This is a genomic window from Stenotrophomonas rhizophila, from assembly GCF_007667275.1.
Taxonomy (GTDB): Bacteria; Pseudomonadota; Gammaproteobacteria; order Xanthomonadales; family Xanthomonadaceae; genus Stenotrophomonas; species Stenotrophomonas maltophilia_AE.
Genome location: NZ_VDQT01000001.1, coordinates 645,380 through 661,161, shown reverse-complemented (window position 1 = coordinate 661,161; position 15,782 = coordinate 645,380). Strand labels below are relative to the sequence as shown.

Genomic DNA, 15,782 nt, shown 5'->3' with positions numbered 1-15,782 from the left:
TTTCAACTTATGTTCCAGGAGTTTGTATATGTCTGATCGTCAGACCGGCACTGTCAAGTGGTTCAACGACGCCAAGGGCTTCGGCTTCATCACCCCGGAAAGCGGCCCGGACCTGTTCGTGCACTTCCGCGCCATCCAGGGCACCGGCTTCAAGTCGCTGCAGGAAGGCCAGAAGGTCACCTTCGTCGCCGTGCAGGGCCAGAAGGGCATGCAGGCTGACCAGGTGCAGGCGGCTTAATTGCCCCTGCAACCGTAAGGTTGCCGAAAACGCCGGAAGCGAAAGCTTCCGGCGTTTTTTATTGCGCGCTGCATACGCCACGCCGGGTAGCATGGCGCTTTGCCTGAGCGGACCGTTCGATGATCAAGGTGCACCATCTGGACCACTCGCGTTCGCAACGCGTGCTGTGGATGCTTGAAGAGCTCAACCTGCCGTACCAGCTGGTCAACTACCAGCGCGACGCCACCACCTGGCTGGCCCCACAGGCGCTGCGCGACATCCATCCGCTGGGCAAGTCGCCTGTGCTGCAGGACGATGCCCTGGTCCTGGCCGAGTCCGGCGCGATCCTGGAATACCTGGCCGACCGCTACGACAGCGGGCGCGTGCTGTCCCCCGAACCCATGCCTGCCCAGGCCGCCGAGCGCGTGCGCTACCGTTACTGGATGCACTACGCCGAAGGCTCGGCGATGCCGCCGCTGCTGATGAGCCTGGTGTTCGCGCGGGTGCGCAAGGCGCCGATGCCGTTTTTCGCCAAACCGATCGCCCGCGGTATTGCCGACAAGGTGATGAAGACCTTCGTTGGCCCGCAGTTGAAGCTGCACCTTGACTGGATGGAGCGCGAACTGGGCGCGGCCCCGTGGTTCGCGGGCGAGCGCTTCACCGCCGCCGACATCCAGATGAGCTTCCCGATCCAGGCCGCCGCATCCCGTGCCGGCAGCATGGAACGCTACCCGAAGCTGCAGGCGTTCCTGGCCCGCATCGAGCAGCGCCCGGCCTACCAGCGCGCGGTCGAACGCGGCGGCCCGCTGGACCTGGGGGCAGGCGCGGCGTGAGCTTGCGGGCGCGGCCCGCTGCCCCCACCTTTGGGGGATGAACACCGAACCGCTGCGCTTCGACAACCGTTTCATCCAGGATCTTCCCGGCGACGAGGAGACCGGCCCCCGCGTGCGTGACGTGCGCGGGGCTGTCTGGTCGGCGGTGGTGCCCACGCCGGTCGCCGCGCCTACGCTGCTGGCGTATTCGCCCGAGCTGGCGGCGCAGCTGGGATGGGGGCCGGACCTGCTGGAGAGTGCGGATTTTGCGCGTGTGTTCGGGGGCAACGCCCTCTATGAAGGCATGCAGCCCTGGGCCGCCAACTACGGTGGCCACCAGTTCGGCCACTGGGCGGGGCAGCTCGGCGACGGCCGCGCCATTTCGCTCGGCGAACTGCTGGCGCCGGATGGCCTGCGCTGGGAGCTGCAGCTGAAGGGGGCAGGGCGGACGCCGTACTCGCGCGGGGCAGACGGCCGCGCCGTGCTGCGCTCGTCGATCCGTGAATTCCTCTGCAGCGAAGCCATGCATCACCTGGGCGTGCCGACCACGCGCGCGCTTTCCCTGGTGGGGACCGGCGAGAGCGTCGTGCGCGACATGTTCTACGACGGTCATCCTGCTGCGGAACCGGGCGCCGTGGTGTGCCGGGTGGCGCCCTCGTTCCTGCGCTTTGGCAGCTTCGAACTGCCCGCATCGCGCGGCGACAGCGCGCTGCTTCGACAGCTGGTCGACTTCTGCATCGCGCGCGATTTCCCCGAACTGGCCGACGCCGGTGCCGAACGCCATGCGCAATGGTTCGCGCAGGTCTGCGAGCGCACCGCCGTGCTGGTCGCGCACTGGATGCGGGTGGGTTTCGTGCATGGCGTGATGAACACCGACAACCTGTCCATCCTCGGGCTCACCATCGACTACGGCCCGTATGGCTGGGTGGATGACTACGATCCGGACTGGACTCCGAACACCACTGATGCGCAGGGCCGGCGTTACCGGTTCGGCACGCAGCCCCAGGTGGCGTACTGGAACCTGACCCGGCTGGCCCAGGCGCTGTCGCCGCTGTTCGATGACGTGGCGCCGCTGCATGCCGGGCTGGCACGGTTCCAGGCCGTGCATGCGCGATGCGAGCGCGACGATACCGCGGCCAAGCTGGGCCTGGACGCGTGCCGCGACGCCGACGACCTGGCCTTGATGGCCGACTGGCTGCAGATCCTGCACGACGGCGAGATGGACATGACCCTGGCGTTCCGCGGCCTGATCGATTTCGATCCGCAGGCGCCGGACGTGGCGGTGCTGGAGGAGGCGTTCTACAGCGCCGACCGCCGCGCCGGCGTGTTGCCGGCGCTGCAGGGCTGGCTGCAGGGGTATGCGCAGCGCCTGCAGTCCGACCGCCTGGATCCCGCGCAGCGCCGGCAGCGCATGGGCGCGGCCAATCCGGTGTACGTGCTGCGCAACTGGTTGGCGCAGGAGGCGATCGAGCTGGCCGAGCAGGGCGACCTCAGCGGCGTGCATGCGTTGCAGGACGTATTGCGCCGTCCCTACGAGGTCCAGCCCGGGCGCGATCACTACGCCGGCAAGCGGCCGGAGTGGGCGCGCGACAAGGCCGGCTGCTCGATGCTGTCCTGCAGTTCCTGAGTCCGGAGGGCTTCGGCCCGACCCGGCAAAGCCGCCTGCACGGTGATCCGGGCCGGTCGGGTTACCCTATGCCACCCTTTGTTGCTGCATGACCATGACCGATTCTTCGACTCCCGTCCCGACCTGGGCCGGCCGCCTGCGCGACGTCTCCGATTTCCCCAAGCCCGGCATCCTGTTCAAGGACATCATGCCGCTGCTGGCCGACGGCGCGGATTTCGCGGCGGCGATCGACGCGATGGTGGCGCCGTGGCGCGATGCGCGCCTGGATGCGGTGATGGGCATCGAGTCGCGCGGCTTCATCCTCGGCGCGGCGATGGCACGGGTGCTGGGCGTGGGGTTCGTGCCGGTGCGCAAGCCGGGCAAGCTGCCGGGGCGCACCTTGAAGCAGGAGTACACGCTGGAATACCGCACCGACAGCATCGAAGTGCATGCCGACGCGTTGCCGGCCGGTGCACGCGTGCTGGTGGTGGACGACGTGCTGGCCACCGGCGGCACGCTGCTGGCGGCGCTGTCGCTGGCGCGGCAGCTGCAGGTCGACGTGGTCGGCGCCGCCGTGCTGGTCGAGCTGGCCGGCCTGGGCGGCCGTGAGCGCTGGACCCGCGACGTGCCGCTGCTGGCCAACCTGGTGTATTGATATCCCGAGGACACGCATGGCGTGTCCCTACGCGTGCTTGGCGCGTTCGCTTACATCTTGCGTACGCGGAACCGCCGGCCCTTGATCTTGCCGGCTTCCAGGCGCGCGATCGCCTTGCCGGCATGCTCGCGGGCAATCGCCACGTACGAACGCGTGGCATAGATGTCGATCTTGCCGATCGCCTTCGCCGACAACCCGGCCTCGCCGGTGAGCGCGCCGAGGATGTCGCCCGGGCGCAGTTTGTCGGTCTTGCCGCCATCGATGCGCAGCGTTTCCATCGCCGCCTGCGGCAGCACCGCCGGGCGGGCGGTGGCCAGCGGGGTTTTCTGCCAGTCCAGCGGCTTGCCCTGCGCCGCTTCCAGCGCGTCGGCGCGGTTGCGTTCGCGGCCGGTCACCAGGCTGATGGCCAGCCCGGTCGCGCCGGCACGGCCGGTCCGGCCCACCCGGTGCTCGTAGGTTTCGATATCAGTGGGCAGCTCGTAGTTGATCACCGCCGCCAGGTCCTGCACGTCCAGCCCGCGCGCGGCCACGTCGCTGGCCACCAGCACGTTGCAGCTGCGGTTGGCGAAGCGCACCAGCACTTCGTCGCGGTCGCGCTGTTCCATCTCGCCGTGCAGCGGCAGCGCGGAGAAACCGAACTCCTGCAGCGACACCGCTACGTCGTCGACATCGCGGCGGGTGTTGCAGAACACCACGGTCGATTCGGGGTTGTACTTCAGCAGCAGCCCGGCCAGCGCCTTCTGCTTGCTGGCCAGGTCCACCTCGCAGAACAGGTGGCGGATCGCGGGCGCATGGTCGGCGCCTTCCACGGTCACTTCCACCGGATCGCGCAGCAGCACCCGCGCGATCTCGCGGATTTCATCGGGGTAGGTGGCAGAGAACAGCAGGGTCTGCCGGTCCTTGCTGGTGCGTCCAGCGATCTCGCGGATGGGCTCTTCGAAGCCCATGTCGAGCATGCGGTCGGCTTCGTCCAGCACCAGCGTGGTCACCCCGCCCAGTTTCAGCGCGCGCTTGCGGCCCAGTTCCTGGATGCGGCCGGGGGTTCCGACCACGACATGCGGGTCATGCGCTTCCAGCGAGGCCAGCTGCGGGCCCAGCGGCATGCCGCCGGTCAGCACCACCAGCTTCAGGTTGGGGATGCCGGTGGCGAGCTTGCGGATCTGCTTGCCGACCTGGTCGGCCAGTTCGCGGGTCGGGCACAGCACCAGCGCCTGGGCGCGGATGACCGCCGGGTCCAGCGCCTGCAGCAGCCCCAGGCCGAAGGCGGCGGTCTTGCCGCTGCCGGTCGGGGCCTGGGCGATCAGGTCGCGGCGCGCCAGGATCGCCGGCAGCGCCTGCGCCTGCACGGGGGTCATCTGGGTATAGCCCAGCGCGTCGATGCCCGCCGCCAGCGAGGCCGACAGGGGCAGTTCGGAGAATTCGTTCATGCCACATTCTACCCGTTCGGGCTGCCGCGGGCGACGCCGCGCACCGCCAGCCCGTACAATGGCGGGATGCCTCTGATTACTCTGCAAAACGTCGACTTCAGCGTCGGCGGCCCGCTGTTGCTGGAAAAAGCCGAACTGTCGATCGAACCGGGCGAGCGCATCGCCCTGATCGGCCGCAACGGCGCTGGCAAATCGACCCTGCTCAAGCTGCTCTCCGGCGACCACAAGCCCGACGATGGAGAAGTGCGCGTGCAGCAGGGGGTGCGCATCACCCGCCTGGAACAGGAAGTGCCGCACGGCGCCGCCGGCAGCGTGTTCGACGTGGTCGCCGACGGCCTCGGCGAGCTCGGCCAGTGGCTGGCCGAGTTCCACCACCTCAGCGTGGCCGACGAGTTCGACGGTGATGCGCTGTCGGCGGTGCAGGCCAAGATCGATGCCGCCAACGGCTGGGGCCTGGACCAGCGGGTCAGCGAAACCCTGACCAAGCTCGACCTGGACGGCGATGCCGAGTTCGCCCGCCTGTCCGGCGGCATGAAGCGCCGGGTGCTGCTGGGCCGCGCCCTGGTTTCGGCGCCGGACCTGCTGCTGCTGGACGAACCGACCAACCACCTGGACATCGAAGCGATCGACTGGCTGGAAATGTTCCTGAAGAACTGGAACGGCAGCGTCGTGTTCGTCACCCATGACCGTCGCTTCCTGCGCGCATTGGCGACCCGCATCGTCGAGATCGACCGCGGCCAGGTCACCAGCTGGCCGGGCGACTGGGCCAACTACGAGCGCCGCCGCGAGGAGCGACTGAACGCGCAGGCGCAGGAAAACGCGCGCTTCGACAAGCTGCTGGCGCAGGAGGAAGTCTGGATCCGCCAGGGCATCAAGGCCCGGCGTACCCGTGACGAAGGACGCGTGCGCCGCCTCAAGGCGATGCGCAACGAGCGCTCGCAGCGCCGCGAGCTTGGCGGCAACGTGCGCATGGAAGCGTCGCAGGCGGAGAACTCCGGCAAGAAGGTCATCGACGTCAAGGACATCTCGTTCGCGTTCGGTGAGCGGGTGATGGTCAAGGACTTCAGCACCACCATCCTGCGCGGCGACCGCATCGGCCTGATCGGACCCAACGGCAGCGGCAAGACCACGCTGCTCAAGCTGCTGCTGGGCGACCTGGCGCCGGACAGCGGCGAAGTGCGCGCCGGCACCAACCTGCAGATCGCCTACTTCGACCAGTACCGTTCGGTGCTTCGCGAGGACTGGACCGCGATCGAGAACGTGGCCGAAGGCCGCGACTTCCTCGAGGTCAACGGCAAGCGCAAGCACGTGCACGCCTACCTGCAGGATTTCCTGTTCACCCCCGAGCGCGCGCGTGCGCCAATCACCCGCCTGTCCGGTGGCGAGCGCAACCGCCTGCTGCTGGCCAAGCTGTTCGCGCAGCCGTCCAACCTGCTGGTGATGGACGAACCGACCAACGACCTCGACGTGGAAACGCTGGAGCTGCTTGAAGAGCTGCTCGGCGACTACACCGGCACCTTGCTGCTGGTCAGCCATGACCGTGACTTCCTGGACAACGTGGTCACCTCCACCATGGTGATGGAAGGCGATGGCGTGGTCGGCGAGTACGTCGGTGGCTACAGCGACTGGCAGCGGCACGTGGCGCGGGTGGAAGCGGCAACGGCCGCGGCGCCGGTGCCTGCGGCCAGGCCGGCTGCCGCGCCGGCAGCCTCGGTGGCACCGGCGACACCCAGGCGCAAGCTCAGCTTCAAGGACCAGCGTGAGCTGGAGCAGCTGCCGTTGAAGATCGAAACGCTGGAAAAGGATGTCGAAGGCCTGACCGCCGCGATGAACGATCCCGCGTTCTACCAGCGCAGCGCGCCGGACATGGCGGCGCATACCCAGAAGCTGGGGGCGGTGCAGGCTGAACTGGATGCGGCGTACAAGCGGTGGGAAGAGCTGGATTCCTGATCTGCGGCTTCGGCGGGTCCACACGTCGGTCCCGGTGTCGGGAGCGGCGTTGGAATGCCTTCGGATGCCCTGGCCGCGCTGCGCGCGGTGGACACGCATGGCGCGTCCCTACGAACCGCTACGCGCACAGGCCGATGGCGTTGGATCGTAGCGACACGCCATGCGTGTCCCACGGAATCCGTGGGATCACACGCATGGCGCGCAGATCATTTGACCCCGTGCAGGTCCCGCAGCTGGCTCGGTCGCGATCCAAAATACGCGGCCAGGTCGGCAATGTCCTGGTCGCTCAGGTCCGCCGCCTGCGGGGTCATCAGCGCATGCTGGCGATCCCCCGAACGGTAGGCCTGCAGGGCATGCGCCAGATAGTCGCCGTACTGCCCGCCCAGTTTGGGGTAGGTCGGGTCGATCGGGTTGTTGCCGTCGACGCCGTGGCAGTCGATGCAGCTCTGGTTGGTGGCCTTGCTGCGGACCTGGGCGCGGCCCTGGCCCTGGGCAATGCGGCCGGTGGGCAGGCCGGCGGATGAGCCCGACCCATGCTCGCCACTGGCGTGGCCCGGGTCGGCGGCGGAATCTGCGCTGTTTTCCACCTGCGACTGCGAGCACGCAGCCAGCAGCAGAGTAACGGACAGGGCGATGGCGTAACGCTTGAACGGCGTGGCTTTCGTCATGAGCGCGCTTATTTGACGGTGGACAGGTAAACAGCGAGATCGGCGATCTCCTGTTCGCTGAAACTCATCGACTGCGCCTGCATCGTCGGATGCCGGCGCTTGCCCTGGCGGTACTCGCTCAGCGCCTGGCTGAGGTACTGCTGGGTCTGCCCACCGATCTTCGGTACCCGGTAACTGGGGTAGGCGTTCTTGTAGCCGGTGATGCCGTGGCACCCCTGGCAGGTGTAGGCCAGCACCCGGCCGTTGTCGAACTGCCCGGTGAGGGCCGGGGCGGCGGGCGCGGCTGCCGGGGCAGCGGCGGGTGGGGCGGGAACTGCGGGTACGGCAGGTGCGGCCTGGACGGCAACCCCGAAGGGCAGGAGGACGGCCAGAGCAAGACAAGCGGCGAGCGGCTGCGGGCGCATGATGTCGTTTCCGGTATACGGGTTCTGGTCGTTCCGGCGTGGGGTACGGAACTGACCCGAGTATAGCCTGCGTTTTCATCTAGCTGAAACCGGGCATTGCCGACAAGCGGCTGCAGGTCACCATGACCTTTGGGATATGGTGTTGTCGTGACGTGGTGCATTACTTTGCTACCACACCTGCCCACGCATCCTTCAGGGACACGACGATGTTGCGAATCTCTCTTCTGCCCGGCCGCACCGGAACCTGCGCCGCCGCGCTGCTCATCACCACGACGCTGCTGCTCGGCGGCTGCGGGGCCGGCGGCCCGGCCGGCGAGGCGTCCGCGGCTGAAAAGGACGCCAAGGCCGAAAAAGCGCCCGAAGCGGTGCCGGTCGAAGCGGTGGCGGCGAGCCGCCGCGCGGTCGCGGCCAGCTACACCGGCACCGCCGCGCTGGAAGCGCGCGCCGAATCGCAGGTGGTGGCCAAGACCTCCGGCGTGGCGCTCGCGGTGCTGGTCGAGGAAGGACAACAGGTCCGCGCCGGCCAGCCGCTGGTGCGGCTGGACCCGGACCGCGCACGCCTGGCGGTGGCGCAGAGCGAAGCGCAGATGCGCAAGCTGGAAAACAGCTATCAGCGCGCCAACCGGCTGGTCGACCAGCAGATGGTCAGCGCCGCCGACGTCGACCAGCTGCGCTACGACCTGGAAAATGCGCGCGCGCAGTACCGCCTGGCGACGCTGGAGCTGTCCTACACCACGGTGGTGGCGCCGATCTCCGGCGTGATCGCTTCGCGGTCGATCAAGACCGGCAACTTCGTGCAGATCAACACGCCGATCTTCCGCATCGTCGACAACTCGCGGCTGGAAGCCACCCTCAACGTGCCCGAGCGCGAGCTGGCCACGCTGCGGCCCGGCCAGCCGGTGACGCTGGTGGCCGACGCGCTGCCCGGCAAGTCCTTCCCGGGCACGGTCGATCGCATTTCCCCCGTGGTCGACGCCGGCAGCGGCACCTTCCGCGTGGTCAGCGGCTTCGGCGAAGACGCCGCCGGCCTGCAGCCAGGCATGTTCGGGCGCATCCGCATCGACTACGACCAGCGCGCCGATGCCCTGGTGGTCCCGCGCCTGGCCCTGCTCGATGATGGCGATCCGGCGGTGTTCCGCGTGCGCGACGGCAAGGTGGCGCGGGTGCCGATCAAGCTCGGCTACGCCGAAGGCCCGTGGGTGGAAATCCGCGACGGGCTGGCGGTCGGCGACAGGGTGGTCACCGCCGGCAAGGTCGCCCTGCGCGACGGCACGGCGGTGCAGGTGATCGGCGACAAGCCGGCACCGGCCGTGGCCAGCAAGGCCGCACCGGCCAAGGCGGAGACCCGTCAATGAGTTCCGCCGGCCACGATCACGGCAGCGAACCGCACCCGGGCGACCACCCGGGCGCAACCGGCGGCGGACTGGTGGAGTTCGCCACCCGCCGCCGCGTCACCATTTTCATGTTCATGATCACGCTCGTGCTGTTCGGGCTGATCGCACTCGGCAACCTCAAGGTCAACCTGCTGCCCGACCTGAGCTATCCGACCCTGACCGTGCGCACCGAATACACCGGTGCGGCGCCCAGCGAAATCGAAACCCTGATCACCGAGCCGGTTGAGGAAGCGGTGGGCGTGGTCAAGAACCTGCGCAAGCTCAAGTCGATTTCGCGCACCGGGCAGAGCGACGTGGTGCTGGAGTTCGCCTGGGGCACCAACATGGACCAGGCCAGCCTGGAGGTGCGCGACAAGATGGAAGCGCTGAACCTGCCACTGGAGGCCAAGGCCCCGGTGCTGCTGCGCTTCAATCCGTCCACCGCGCCGATCATGCGGCTGGTGATCGCGGCCAAGGGCGATCCTGCCAGCGATGCCGACGCCGTGCGCCAGCTCACCGCGCTGCGCCGCTATGCCGACGAGGACCTGAAGAAGAAACTCGAACCGGTGGCCGGCGTGGCCGCGGTGAAGGTGGGCGGCGGCCTTGAAGACGAGATCCAGGTCGACATCGACCAGCAGAAGCTGGCCCAGCTCAACCTGCCGATCGACAACGTCATCAAGCGGCTGAAGGAAGAGAACATCAACATTTCCGGCGGGCGCCTGGAGGAAGGCTCGCAGCGCTTCCTGGTGCGCACCGTCAACCAGTTCGCCGACCTGGAAGACATCCGCAACCTGCTGGTGACCACCCAGAGCAGCACCGGCAGCGCTGCGGACGCGGCCATGCAGCAGATGTTCGCCATTGCCGCGTCGACCGGTTCGGATGCCGCCGTCGCTGCCGCCTCGGCAGCGCAGAGTGCATCCAGCAGCAGCTCGACCAACATCGCCAACGGCGTGCCGGTGCGCCTGAAGGACGTGGCCACGGTGCGCCAGGGCTACAAGGAACGCGAAGCGATCATCCGTCTGGGCGGCCGCGAAGCGGTGGAGCTGGCGATCTACAAGGAGGGCGATGCCAACACCGTCGCCACCGCCGAAGCGCTGCGCGCGAAACTCGAGCAGATCAAGGCGCAGATCCCCGGCGACGCCGAGCTGACCACCATCGAAGACCAGTCGCGCTTCATCGAACACGCGATCAGCGACGTCAAGAAGGATGCGGTGATCGGCGGCCTGCTGGCGATCCTGATCATCTTCCTGTTCCTGCGCGATGGCTGGAGCACCTTCGTGATCAGCCTGTCGCTGCCGGTCTCGATCATCACCACGTTCTTCTTCATGGGCCAGCTGGGGCTGAGCCTGAACGTGATGTCGCTGGGCGGGCTGGCACTGGCCACCGGCCTGGTGGTGGACGATTCGATCGTGGTGCTGGAAAGCATCGCCAAGGCGCGCGAGCGTGGCCTCGGGGTGCTGCAGGCCGCCATCGTCGGCACCCGCGAGGTCAGCATGGCCGTGGTCGCCTCGACCCTGACCACCATTGCGGTGTTCCTGCCGCTGGTGTTCGTCGATGGCATCGCCGGGCAGCTGTTCCGCGACCAGGCCTTGACCGTGGCCATCGCCATCGCGATCTCGCTGCTGGTGGCGATGACCCTGATCCCGATGCTGAGCTCGCTGAAGGGTCGGCCGCCGCTGGCGTTCCCGGAAGAGCAGGCGCAGGCCGCCTGGCAGCCGCAACAGCGCTGGCTGAAGCCGGTGGCCGGAAGCCGCCGCGGGCTGGGCGCACTGCTGCGCTGGACCGTGTTCGGCATCGCCTGGATGGTGGTGAAGCTGTGGCGCGGACTCACCGCGGTGATCGGTCCGGTGATGCGCAAGGCCAGCGACCTGGCGATGAAGCCGTACTCGGGCGCCGAACGTGGCTACCTGCGGCTGTTGCCGAGCGCGCTGGCCCATCCCGGCAAGGTGCTGGGTCTGGCCGGGCTGGCCTTCGTCGCCACCCTGGCCGTGGTGCCGATGCTGGGCGCGGACCTGATCCCGCAGCTGGCCCAGGATCGGTTCGAGATGACCGCCAAGCTGCCGGCCGGCACGCCGCTGAAGCAGACCGATGCGCTGGTGCGCGAGCTGCAGCTGGCGCATGCCAAGGACGACAGCATCACCTCGTTGTATGGCGTCAGCGGCAGCGGTACGCGGCTGGATGCCAGCCCGACCGAGAGCGGCGAAAACATCGGCAAGCTGACCGTGGTCATGGCCGACGGCGGCAGTGCGCGCACCGAGGCGGCGATCACCGAGCGCCTTCGCGACTCGATGCGCGGCCACCCGGGCGTGCAGGTCGACTTCGCGCGGCCGGCGTTGTTCAGCTTCTCCACGCCGCTGGAAGTGGAACTGCGCGGCCAGGACATGGCCACGCTGGAACGCGCCGGTCAGGCCTTGGCTGCGCGCCTGCGCAGCAATCCGCACTACGCCGACGTGAAGTCGACCGTGGAAGAGGGCTTCCCCGAAATCCAGATCCGCTTCGACCAGGAACGTGCCGGCGCACTCGGCCTGACCACGCGGCAGATCGCCGATGTGGTGGTCAAGAAGGTGCGCGGTGACGTGGCCACCCGTTACAGCTTCCGCGACCGCAAGATCGACGTCCTGGTCCGTGCGCAGGAAGGCGACCGTGCCAGCGTGGAAAGCATCCGCCGCCTGATCGTCAACCCGGGCAGCACGCGCCCGGTGACGCTGGACGCGGTGGCCGAAGTGGTCGCCACCAACGGTCCGAGCGAGATCCATCGCGCCGACCAGACCCGCGTCGCGGTGGTCTCGGCCAACCTGCGCGACATCGACCTGGGCGGCGCCGTGCGCGAAGTGCAGGACATGGTGGCCAAGGATCCGCTGGGTGCCGGCGTTGGCATGCATATCGGCGGGCAGGGCGAGGAGCTGGCCGAATCGGCGCGCTCGCTGATCTTCGCCTTCGGCCTGGCGATCTTCCTGGTGTACCTGGTGATGGCCTCGCAGTTCGAATCGCTGCTGCATCCGTTCGTGATCCTGTTCACCATCCCGCTGGCGCTGGTCGGCGCGATCCTGGCGCTGATGCTCACCGGCAAGCCGATCTCGGTGGTGGTGTTCATCGGCCTGATCCTGCTGGTCGGCCTGGTGACCAAGAACGCGATCATCCTGATCGACAAGGTCAACCAGCTGCGCGAGGCCGGGGTGGCCAAGCACGAAGCGCTGGTGGAAGGCGCGCGCTCGCGCCTGCGGCCGATCATCATGACCACGCTGTGCACGCTGTTCGGGTTCCTGCCGCTGGCGGTGGCGATGGGCGAGGGCGCGGAAGTGCGCGCGCCGATGGCGATCACCGTCATCGGTGGCCTGCTGGTGTCCACCCTGTTGACCCTGCTGGTGATCCCGGTGGTGTACGACCTGCTGGATCGCCGCGGCGATGCCTACTACCGCGAGCGGGGCCGCCAGCATGCGCACCGGGGCGCGGCGGTCGGACCGGCCGGCGACGCGGCACAGGAGCCGGCATGAGCATCGCCGAGTTTTCCATCCGCCGTCCCATCACCACCATCATGTGCTTCGTCTCGCTGGTGGTGGTGGGGCTGATCGCCGCGTTCCGGCTGCCACTGGAGGCGCTGCCGGACATCTCGGCGCCGTTCCTGTTCGTGCAGGTGCCTTACACGGGTTCTACCCCGGAAGAAGTCGAGCGCACCATCATCCGACCGACCGAAGAAGCGCTGGCGACAATGACCGGGATCAAGCGCATGCGCTCCCAGGCCACCTCCGAAGGTGCCAGCATCTTCATCGAATTCAGCGACTGGGATCGCGACATCGCCATCGCCGCCTCCGACGCGCGCGAGCGCATCGATGCGATCCGCTCCGACCTGCCCGACGACCTGCAGCGCTACAACGTGTTCAAGTGGTCCAGCAGCGACGAGCCGGTGCTGAAGGTGCGCCTGGCCAGTGCCACCGATCTCACTGGCGCGTACGACATGCTGGACCGCGAGTTCAAGCGGCGCATCGAACGCATTCCCGGGGTGGCGCGGGTGGAGATCTCGGGCGCGCCGCCGAACGAGGTTGAAATCGCGATCAGTCCCGATCGGCTGACCGCGCACAACCTGAGCATCAACGAACTGAGCGAGCGCCTGCGCACGCTGAACTTCTCGATCTCGGCCGGGCAGATCGACGACAACGGCCAGCGCGTGCGGATCCAGCCGGTCGGCGAAATCACCGACCTGCAGGAGCTGCGTGAGCTGGTGATCGACACCAAGGGCCTGCGCCTGGGCGACATCGCCGAGATCCGGCTCAAGCCCACGCGGATGGCCTACGGCCGTCGCCTGGACGGCAATCCGGCGGTGGGCCTGGACATCTACAAGGAGCGCAGCGCCAACCTGGTGGAGGTGTCGCGCGCGGCGCTGGCCGAAGTCGAATCGATCCGCAAGCAGCCGTCGATGCGCGACGTCAACATCCGGGTGATCGACAACCAGGGCAAGACGGTGACCTCGTCGCTGCTGGAACTGGCCGAGGCCGGTGCGGTAGGCCTGCTGCTGTCGGTGACGGTCCTGTTCTTCTTCCTGCGCCACTGGCCGTCCACGCTGATGGTGACGCTGGCGATCCCGATCTGTTTCGTGATCACCCTCGGCTTCATGTACTTCGTCGGGGTCACGCTCAACATCCTGACCATGATGGGCCTGCTGCTGGCGGTGGGCATGCTGGTCGACAACGCGGTGGTGGTGGTGGAGAGCATCTACCAGGAACGCGAGCGCATGCCCGACCAGCCGGTGCAGGCGTCGATCATCGGCACCCGCAACGTGGCCATCGCGCTGAGCGCCGGCACCCTGTGCCACTGCATCGTGTTCGTGCCGAACCTGTTCGGCGAGACCAACAACATCAGCATCTTCATGGCGCAGATCGCGATCACCATTTCGGTCTCGCTGATGGCGTCGTGGCTGGTGGCAGTGAGCCTGATCCCCATGCTCTCGGCGCGCATGCAGACGCCCAAGCTGGTGCATTCGCAGCGCGGCGTGATCGCGCGGCTGCAGCGCCGCTATGCGACGATGCTGCAGTGGACGCTGGAGCACCGCGGCTGGAGCGTACTCGGTATCCTGCTGGTCGTGCTGGTCAGCCTGGTACCGATGAAGCTGACCAAGGTCGACATGTTCGGCGGTGAAGGCGGCACCGATGTGTTCATCGGCTACAACTGGAAGGGCGCGTTCACCCGCGAGCAGATGTCCGACGAGGTCGCGCGGGTGGAAAAGTACCTGGACCAGAACCGCGAGAAGCTGCACATCACCCAGGTCTATTCCTGGTACAGCGAGCAGGAAGGCAGCAGCACCATCGTAACCCTGGACGAGAAGCACGCCGGCAACATGGCGGCGGTGCAGGAGTCGCTGCGCAAGGGTCTGCCGCGCTCGGCACGTGCCGACTACATCGTTGGCAACCAGGGCGGCGACGGTGGCGGCGGTGGCAGCAAGGGCGTGGAGGTGCAGCTGGTGGGTGATTCGACCCAGATGCTGCAGCAGATCGGCGAGGACGTGGTGCCGCTGCTGGCCCAGCGCAAGGAGCTGCGCGACGTACGCATCGACAATGGCGAGAAGGGCAGCGAGCTGTCGATCCATGTCGACCGCGAACGCGCCGCCGCGTTCGGGTTCAATGCCGAACAGGTCGCCAGTTTCGTCGGCCTGGCCCTGCGCGGTGCGCCGATGCGCGAGTTCCGCCGTGGCGACAGCGAGGTGCCGGTGTGGGTGCGTTTCGCCGGGGCCGAACAGAGCAGCCCGGAAGACCTGGCCAGTTTCACCGTGCGCACCGGCGACGGGCGTTCGGTGCCGCTGCTGAGCCTGGTCGACGTCAGCATCAAGCCGTCGGCGACGCGGGTGGGGCGTACCAATCGCCAGACCACGCTGACCATCAAGGCCAACCTGGCCGAGAAGGTGACCGCGCCGGAGGGCCGCAAGGCGATGGAGGACACGCTGAAGCCGATGAGCTTCCCGGCCGGCTACACCTTCACCTTCGACGGCGGGGATTTCGGCGACGACAACGAAGCCATGCAGCAGATGATGTTCAACCTGGTGATCGCGCTGGTGATGATCTACGTGGTGATGGCGGCGGTGTTCGAATCGCTGCTGTTCCCGGCTGCCATCATGAGCGGGGTGCTGTTCTCGATCTTCGGCGTGTTCTGGCTGTTCTGGCTGACCGGGACGTCGTTCGGGATCATGTCCTTCATCGGCATCCTGGTATTGATGGGCGTGGTGGTGAACAACGGCATCGTGATGATCGAGCACATCAACAACCTGCGCCGCCGCGGCATGGCCCGCACCCAGGCGCTGGTGGAAGGCTCGCGCGAGCGCCTGCGCCCGATCATGATGACCATGGGCACGGCGATCCTGGCGATGATCCCGATTTCGTTGACCGACACCCAGCTGCTGGGCGACGGCCCGCCGTACTACCCGATGGCGCGTGCCATCGCCGGCGGCCTGGCGTTCTCGACCGTGGTCAGCCTGCTGTTCCTGCCGACCATCTACGCCATGCTGGACGACATGGCGATCGCCACCGGCCGCATCGTGCGGCGGGCAAGGGGCCTGCCGCCTAAGGGCAGCGACGCGGTGATCGAGCCGGCGTGAATGAAAAGGGCCACGCAACATGCGTGGCCCTTTTCGTATCGACCAACGGTCGATACCTACCTTTCCGATCCACGCGGGGAATCCATG

11 protein-coding genes are annotated in these 15,782 nt (G+C 67.7%); 8 read left to right on the top strand and 3 right to left on the bottom strand.

All coding sequences use genetic code 11. The annotated features are described in order from the left end of the window. The first annotated feature begins 28 nt into the window (after positions 1-28). From FSZ13_RS02705 to FSZ13_RS02690, 4 genes are all read left to right on the top strand, one after another. Positions 29-238 carry a cold-shock protein gene (locus FSZ13_RS02705; protein WP_145477885.1) on the top strand — a complete coding sequence of 70 codons (210 nt, stop codon included), beginning with the start codon at positions 29-31 and terminating at the stop codon, positions 236-238. A 119-nt stretch (positions 239-357) separates the two neighbouring features. Continuing rightward, complete coding sequence (locus FSZ13_RS02700) at positions 358-1,050, top strand: glutathione S-transferase family protein (RefSeq protein ID WP_145477884.1); 693 nt, start codon at positions 358-360, stop codon at positions 1,048-1,050. A gap of 37 nt (positions 1,051-1,087) precedes the next feature. Beyond that, positions 1,088-2,656 carry a protein adenylyltransferase SelO gene (locus tag FSZ13_RS02695; protein ID WP_145477883.1) on the top strand — a complete coding sequence of 523 codons (1,569 nt, stop codon included), beginning with the start codon at positions 1,088-1,090 and terminating at the stop codon, positions 2,654-2,656. 94 nt (positions 2,657-2,750) lie between these two features. Beyond that, entirely contained in the window at positions 2,751-3,290 is a 540-nt protein-coding gene (locus tag FSZ13_RS02690) for an adenine phosphoribosyltransferase (protein WP_145477882.1), read from the top strand. Between the two features lie 50 nt (positions 3,291-3,340). Here FSZ13_RS02690 and dbpA read toward each other — a convergent pair whose 3' ends face one another. Beyond that, the gene (dbpA, locus tag FSZ13_RS02685) at positions 3,341-4,717 is read right to left on the bottom strand and encodes an ATP-dependent RNA helicase DbpA (protein ID WP_145477881.1); all 1,377 of its coding nucleotides are present in this window, start codon (positions 4,715-4,717) and stop codon (positions 3,341-3,343) included. A 66-nt stretch (positions 4,718-4,783) separates the two neighbouring features. Between dbpA and FSZ13_RS02680 the strand changes: the two genes are divergently transcribed. Further along, positions 4,784-6,667: an ATP-binding cassette domain-containing protein gene (locus FSZ13_RS02680; RefSeq protein WP_145477880.1), complete on the top strand. Its 1,884-nt coding sequence runs from the start codon at positions 4,784-4,786 to the stop codon at positions 6,665-6,667. A gap of 206 nt (positions 6,668-6,873) precedes the next feature. Here FSZ13_RS02680 and FSZ13_RS02675 read toward each other — a convergent pair whose 3' ends face one another. Beyond that, the gene (locus tag FSZ13_RS02675) at positions 6,874-7,335 is read right to left on the bottom strand and encodes a c-type cytochrome (protein WP_145477879.1); all 462 of its coding nucleotides are present in this window, start codon (positions 7,333-7,335) and stop codon (positions 6,874-6,876) included. A gap of 8 nt (positions 7,336-7,343) precedes the next feature. Then, positions 7,344-7,739: a c-type cytochrome gene (locus FSZ13_RS02670; RefSeq protein WP_145477878.1), complete on the bottom strand. Its 396-nt coding sequence runs from the start codon at positions 7,737-7,739 to the stop codon at positions 7,344-7,346. A gap of 206 nt (positions 7,740-7,945) precedes the next feature. On the opposite strand from FSZ13_RS02670, the gene FSZ13_RS02665 reads away from it, so the two are divergent. The 3 genes from FSZ13_RS02665 to FSZ13_RS02655 are packed head-to-tail and all read left to right on the top strand — an operon-like array spanning position 7,946 to position 15,695. Further along, positions 7,946-9,094, top strand: a complete 1,149-nt coding sequence (locus FSZ13_RS02665; protein ID WP_145477877.1) for an efflux RND transporter periplasmic adaptor subunit — start codon at positions 7,946-7,948, stop codon at positions 9,092-9,094. Next, positions 9,091-12,606, top strand: a complete 3,516-nt coding sequence (locus FSZ13_RS02660; protein WP_145477876.1) for an efflux RND transporter permease subunit — start codon at positions 9,091-9,093, stop codon at positions 12,604-12,606. Before FSZ13_RS02665 ends, FSZ13_RS02660 begins: the two co-directional genes overlap by 4 nt. Continuing rightward, positions 12,603-15,695, top strand: coding sequence for an efflux RND transporter permease subunit (locus tag FSZ13_RS02655; protein WP_145477875.1), 3,093 nt, complete (start codon positions 12,603-12,605; stop codon positions 15,693-15,695). The genes FSZ13_RS02660 and FSZ13_RS02655 overlap by 4 nt, the downstream gene beginning before the upstream one ends. Positions 15,696-15,782 lie beyond the last annotated feature (87 nt).

Coding starts and splice junctions, on each gene's coding strand:
- FSZ13_RS02660 (WP_145477876.1), top strand. CDS start 9,091: ATGAGTTCCGCCGGCCACGATCACGGCAGCGAACCGCACCCGGGCGAC.
- FSZ13_RS02680 (WP_145477880.1), top strand. CDS start 4,784: ATGCCTCTGATTACTCTGCAAAACGTCGACTTCAGCGTCGGCGGCCCG.
- FSZ13_RS02675 (WP_145477879.1), bottom strand. CDS start 7,335: ATGACGAAAGCCACGCCGTTCAAGCGTTACGCCATCGCCCTGTCCGTT.
- FSZ13_RS02655 (WP_145477875.1), top strand. CDS start 12,603: ATGAGCATCGCCGAGTTTTCCATCCGCCGTCCCATCACCACCATCATG.
- dbpA (WP_145477881.1), bottom strand. CDS start 4,717: ATGAACGAATTCTCCGAACTGCCCCTGTCGGCCTCGCTGGCGGCGGGC.
- FSZ13_RS02700 (WP_145477884.1), top strand. CDS start 358: ATGATCAAGGTGCACCATCTGGACCACTCGCGTTCGCAACGCGTGCTG.
- FSZ13_RS02705 (WP_145477885.1), top strand. CDS start 29: ATGTCTGATCGTCAGACCGGCACTGTCAAGTGGTTCAACGACGCCAAG.
- FSZ13_RS02670 (WP_145477878.1), bottom strand. CDS start 7,739: ATGCGCCCGCAGCCGCTCGCCGCTTGTCTTGCTCTGGCCGTCCTCCTG.
- FSZ13_RS02695 (WP_145477883.1), top strand. CDS start 1,088: ATGAACACCGAACCGCTGCGCTTCGACAACCGTTTCATCCAGGATCTT.
- FSZ13_RS02665 (WP_145477877.1), top strand. CDS start 7,946: ATGTTGCGAATCTCTCTTCTGCCCGGCCGCACCGGAACCTGCGCCGCC.
- FSZ13_RS02690 (WP_145477882.1), top strand. CDS start 2,751: ATGACCGATTCTTCGACTCCCGTCCCGACCTGGGCCGGCCGCCTGCGC.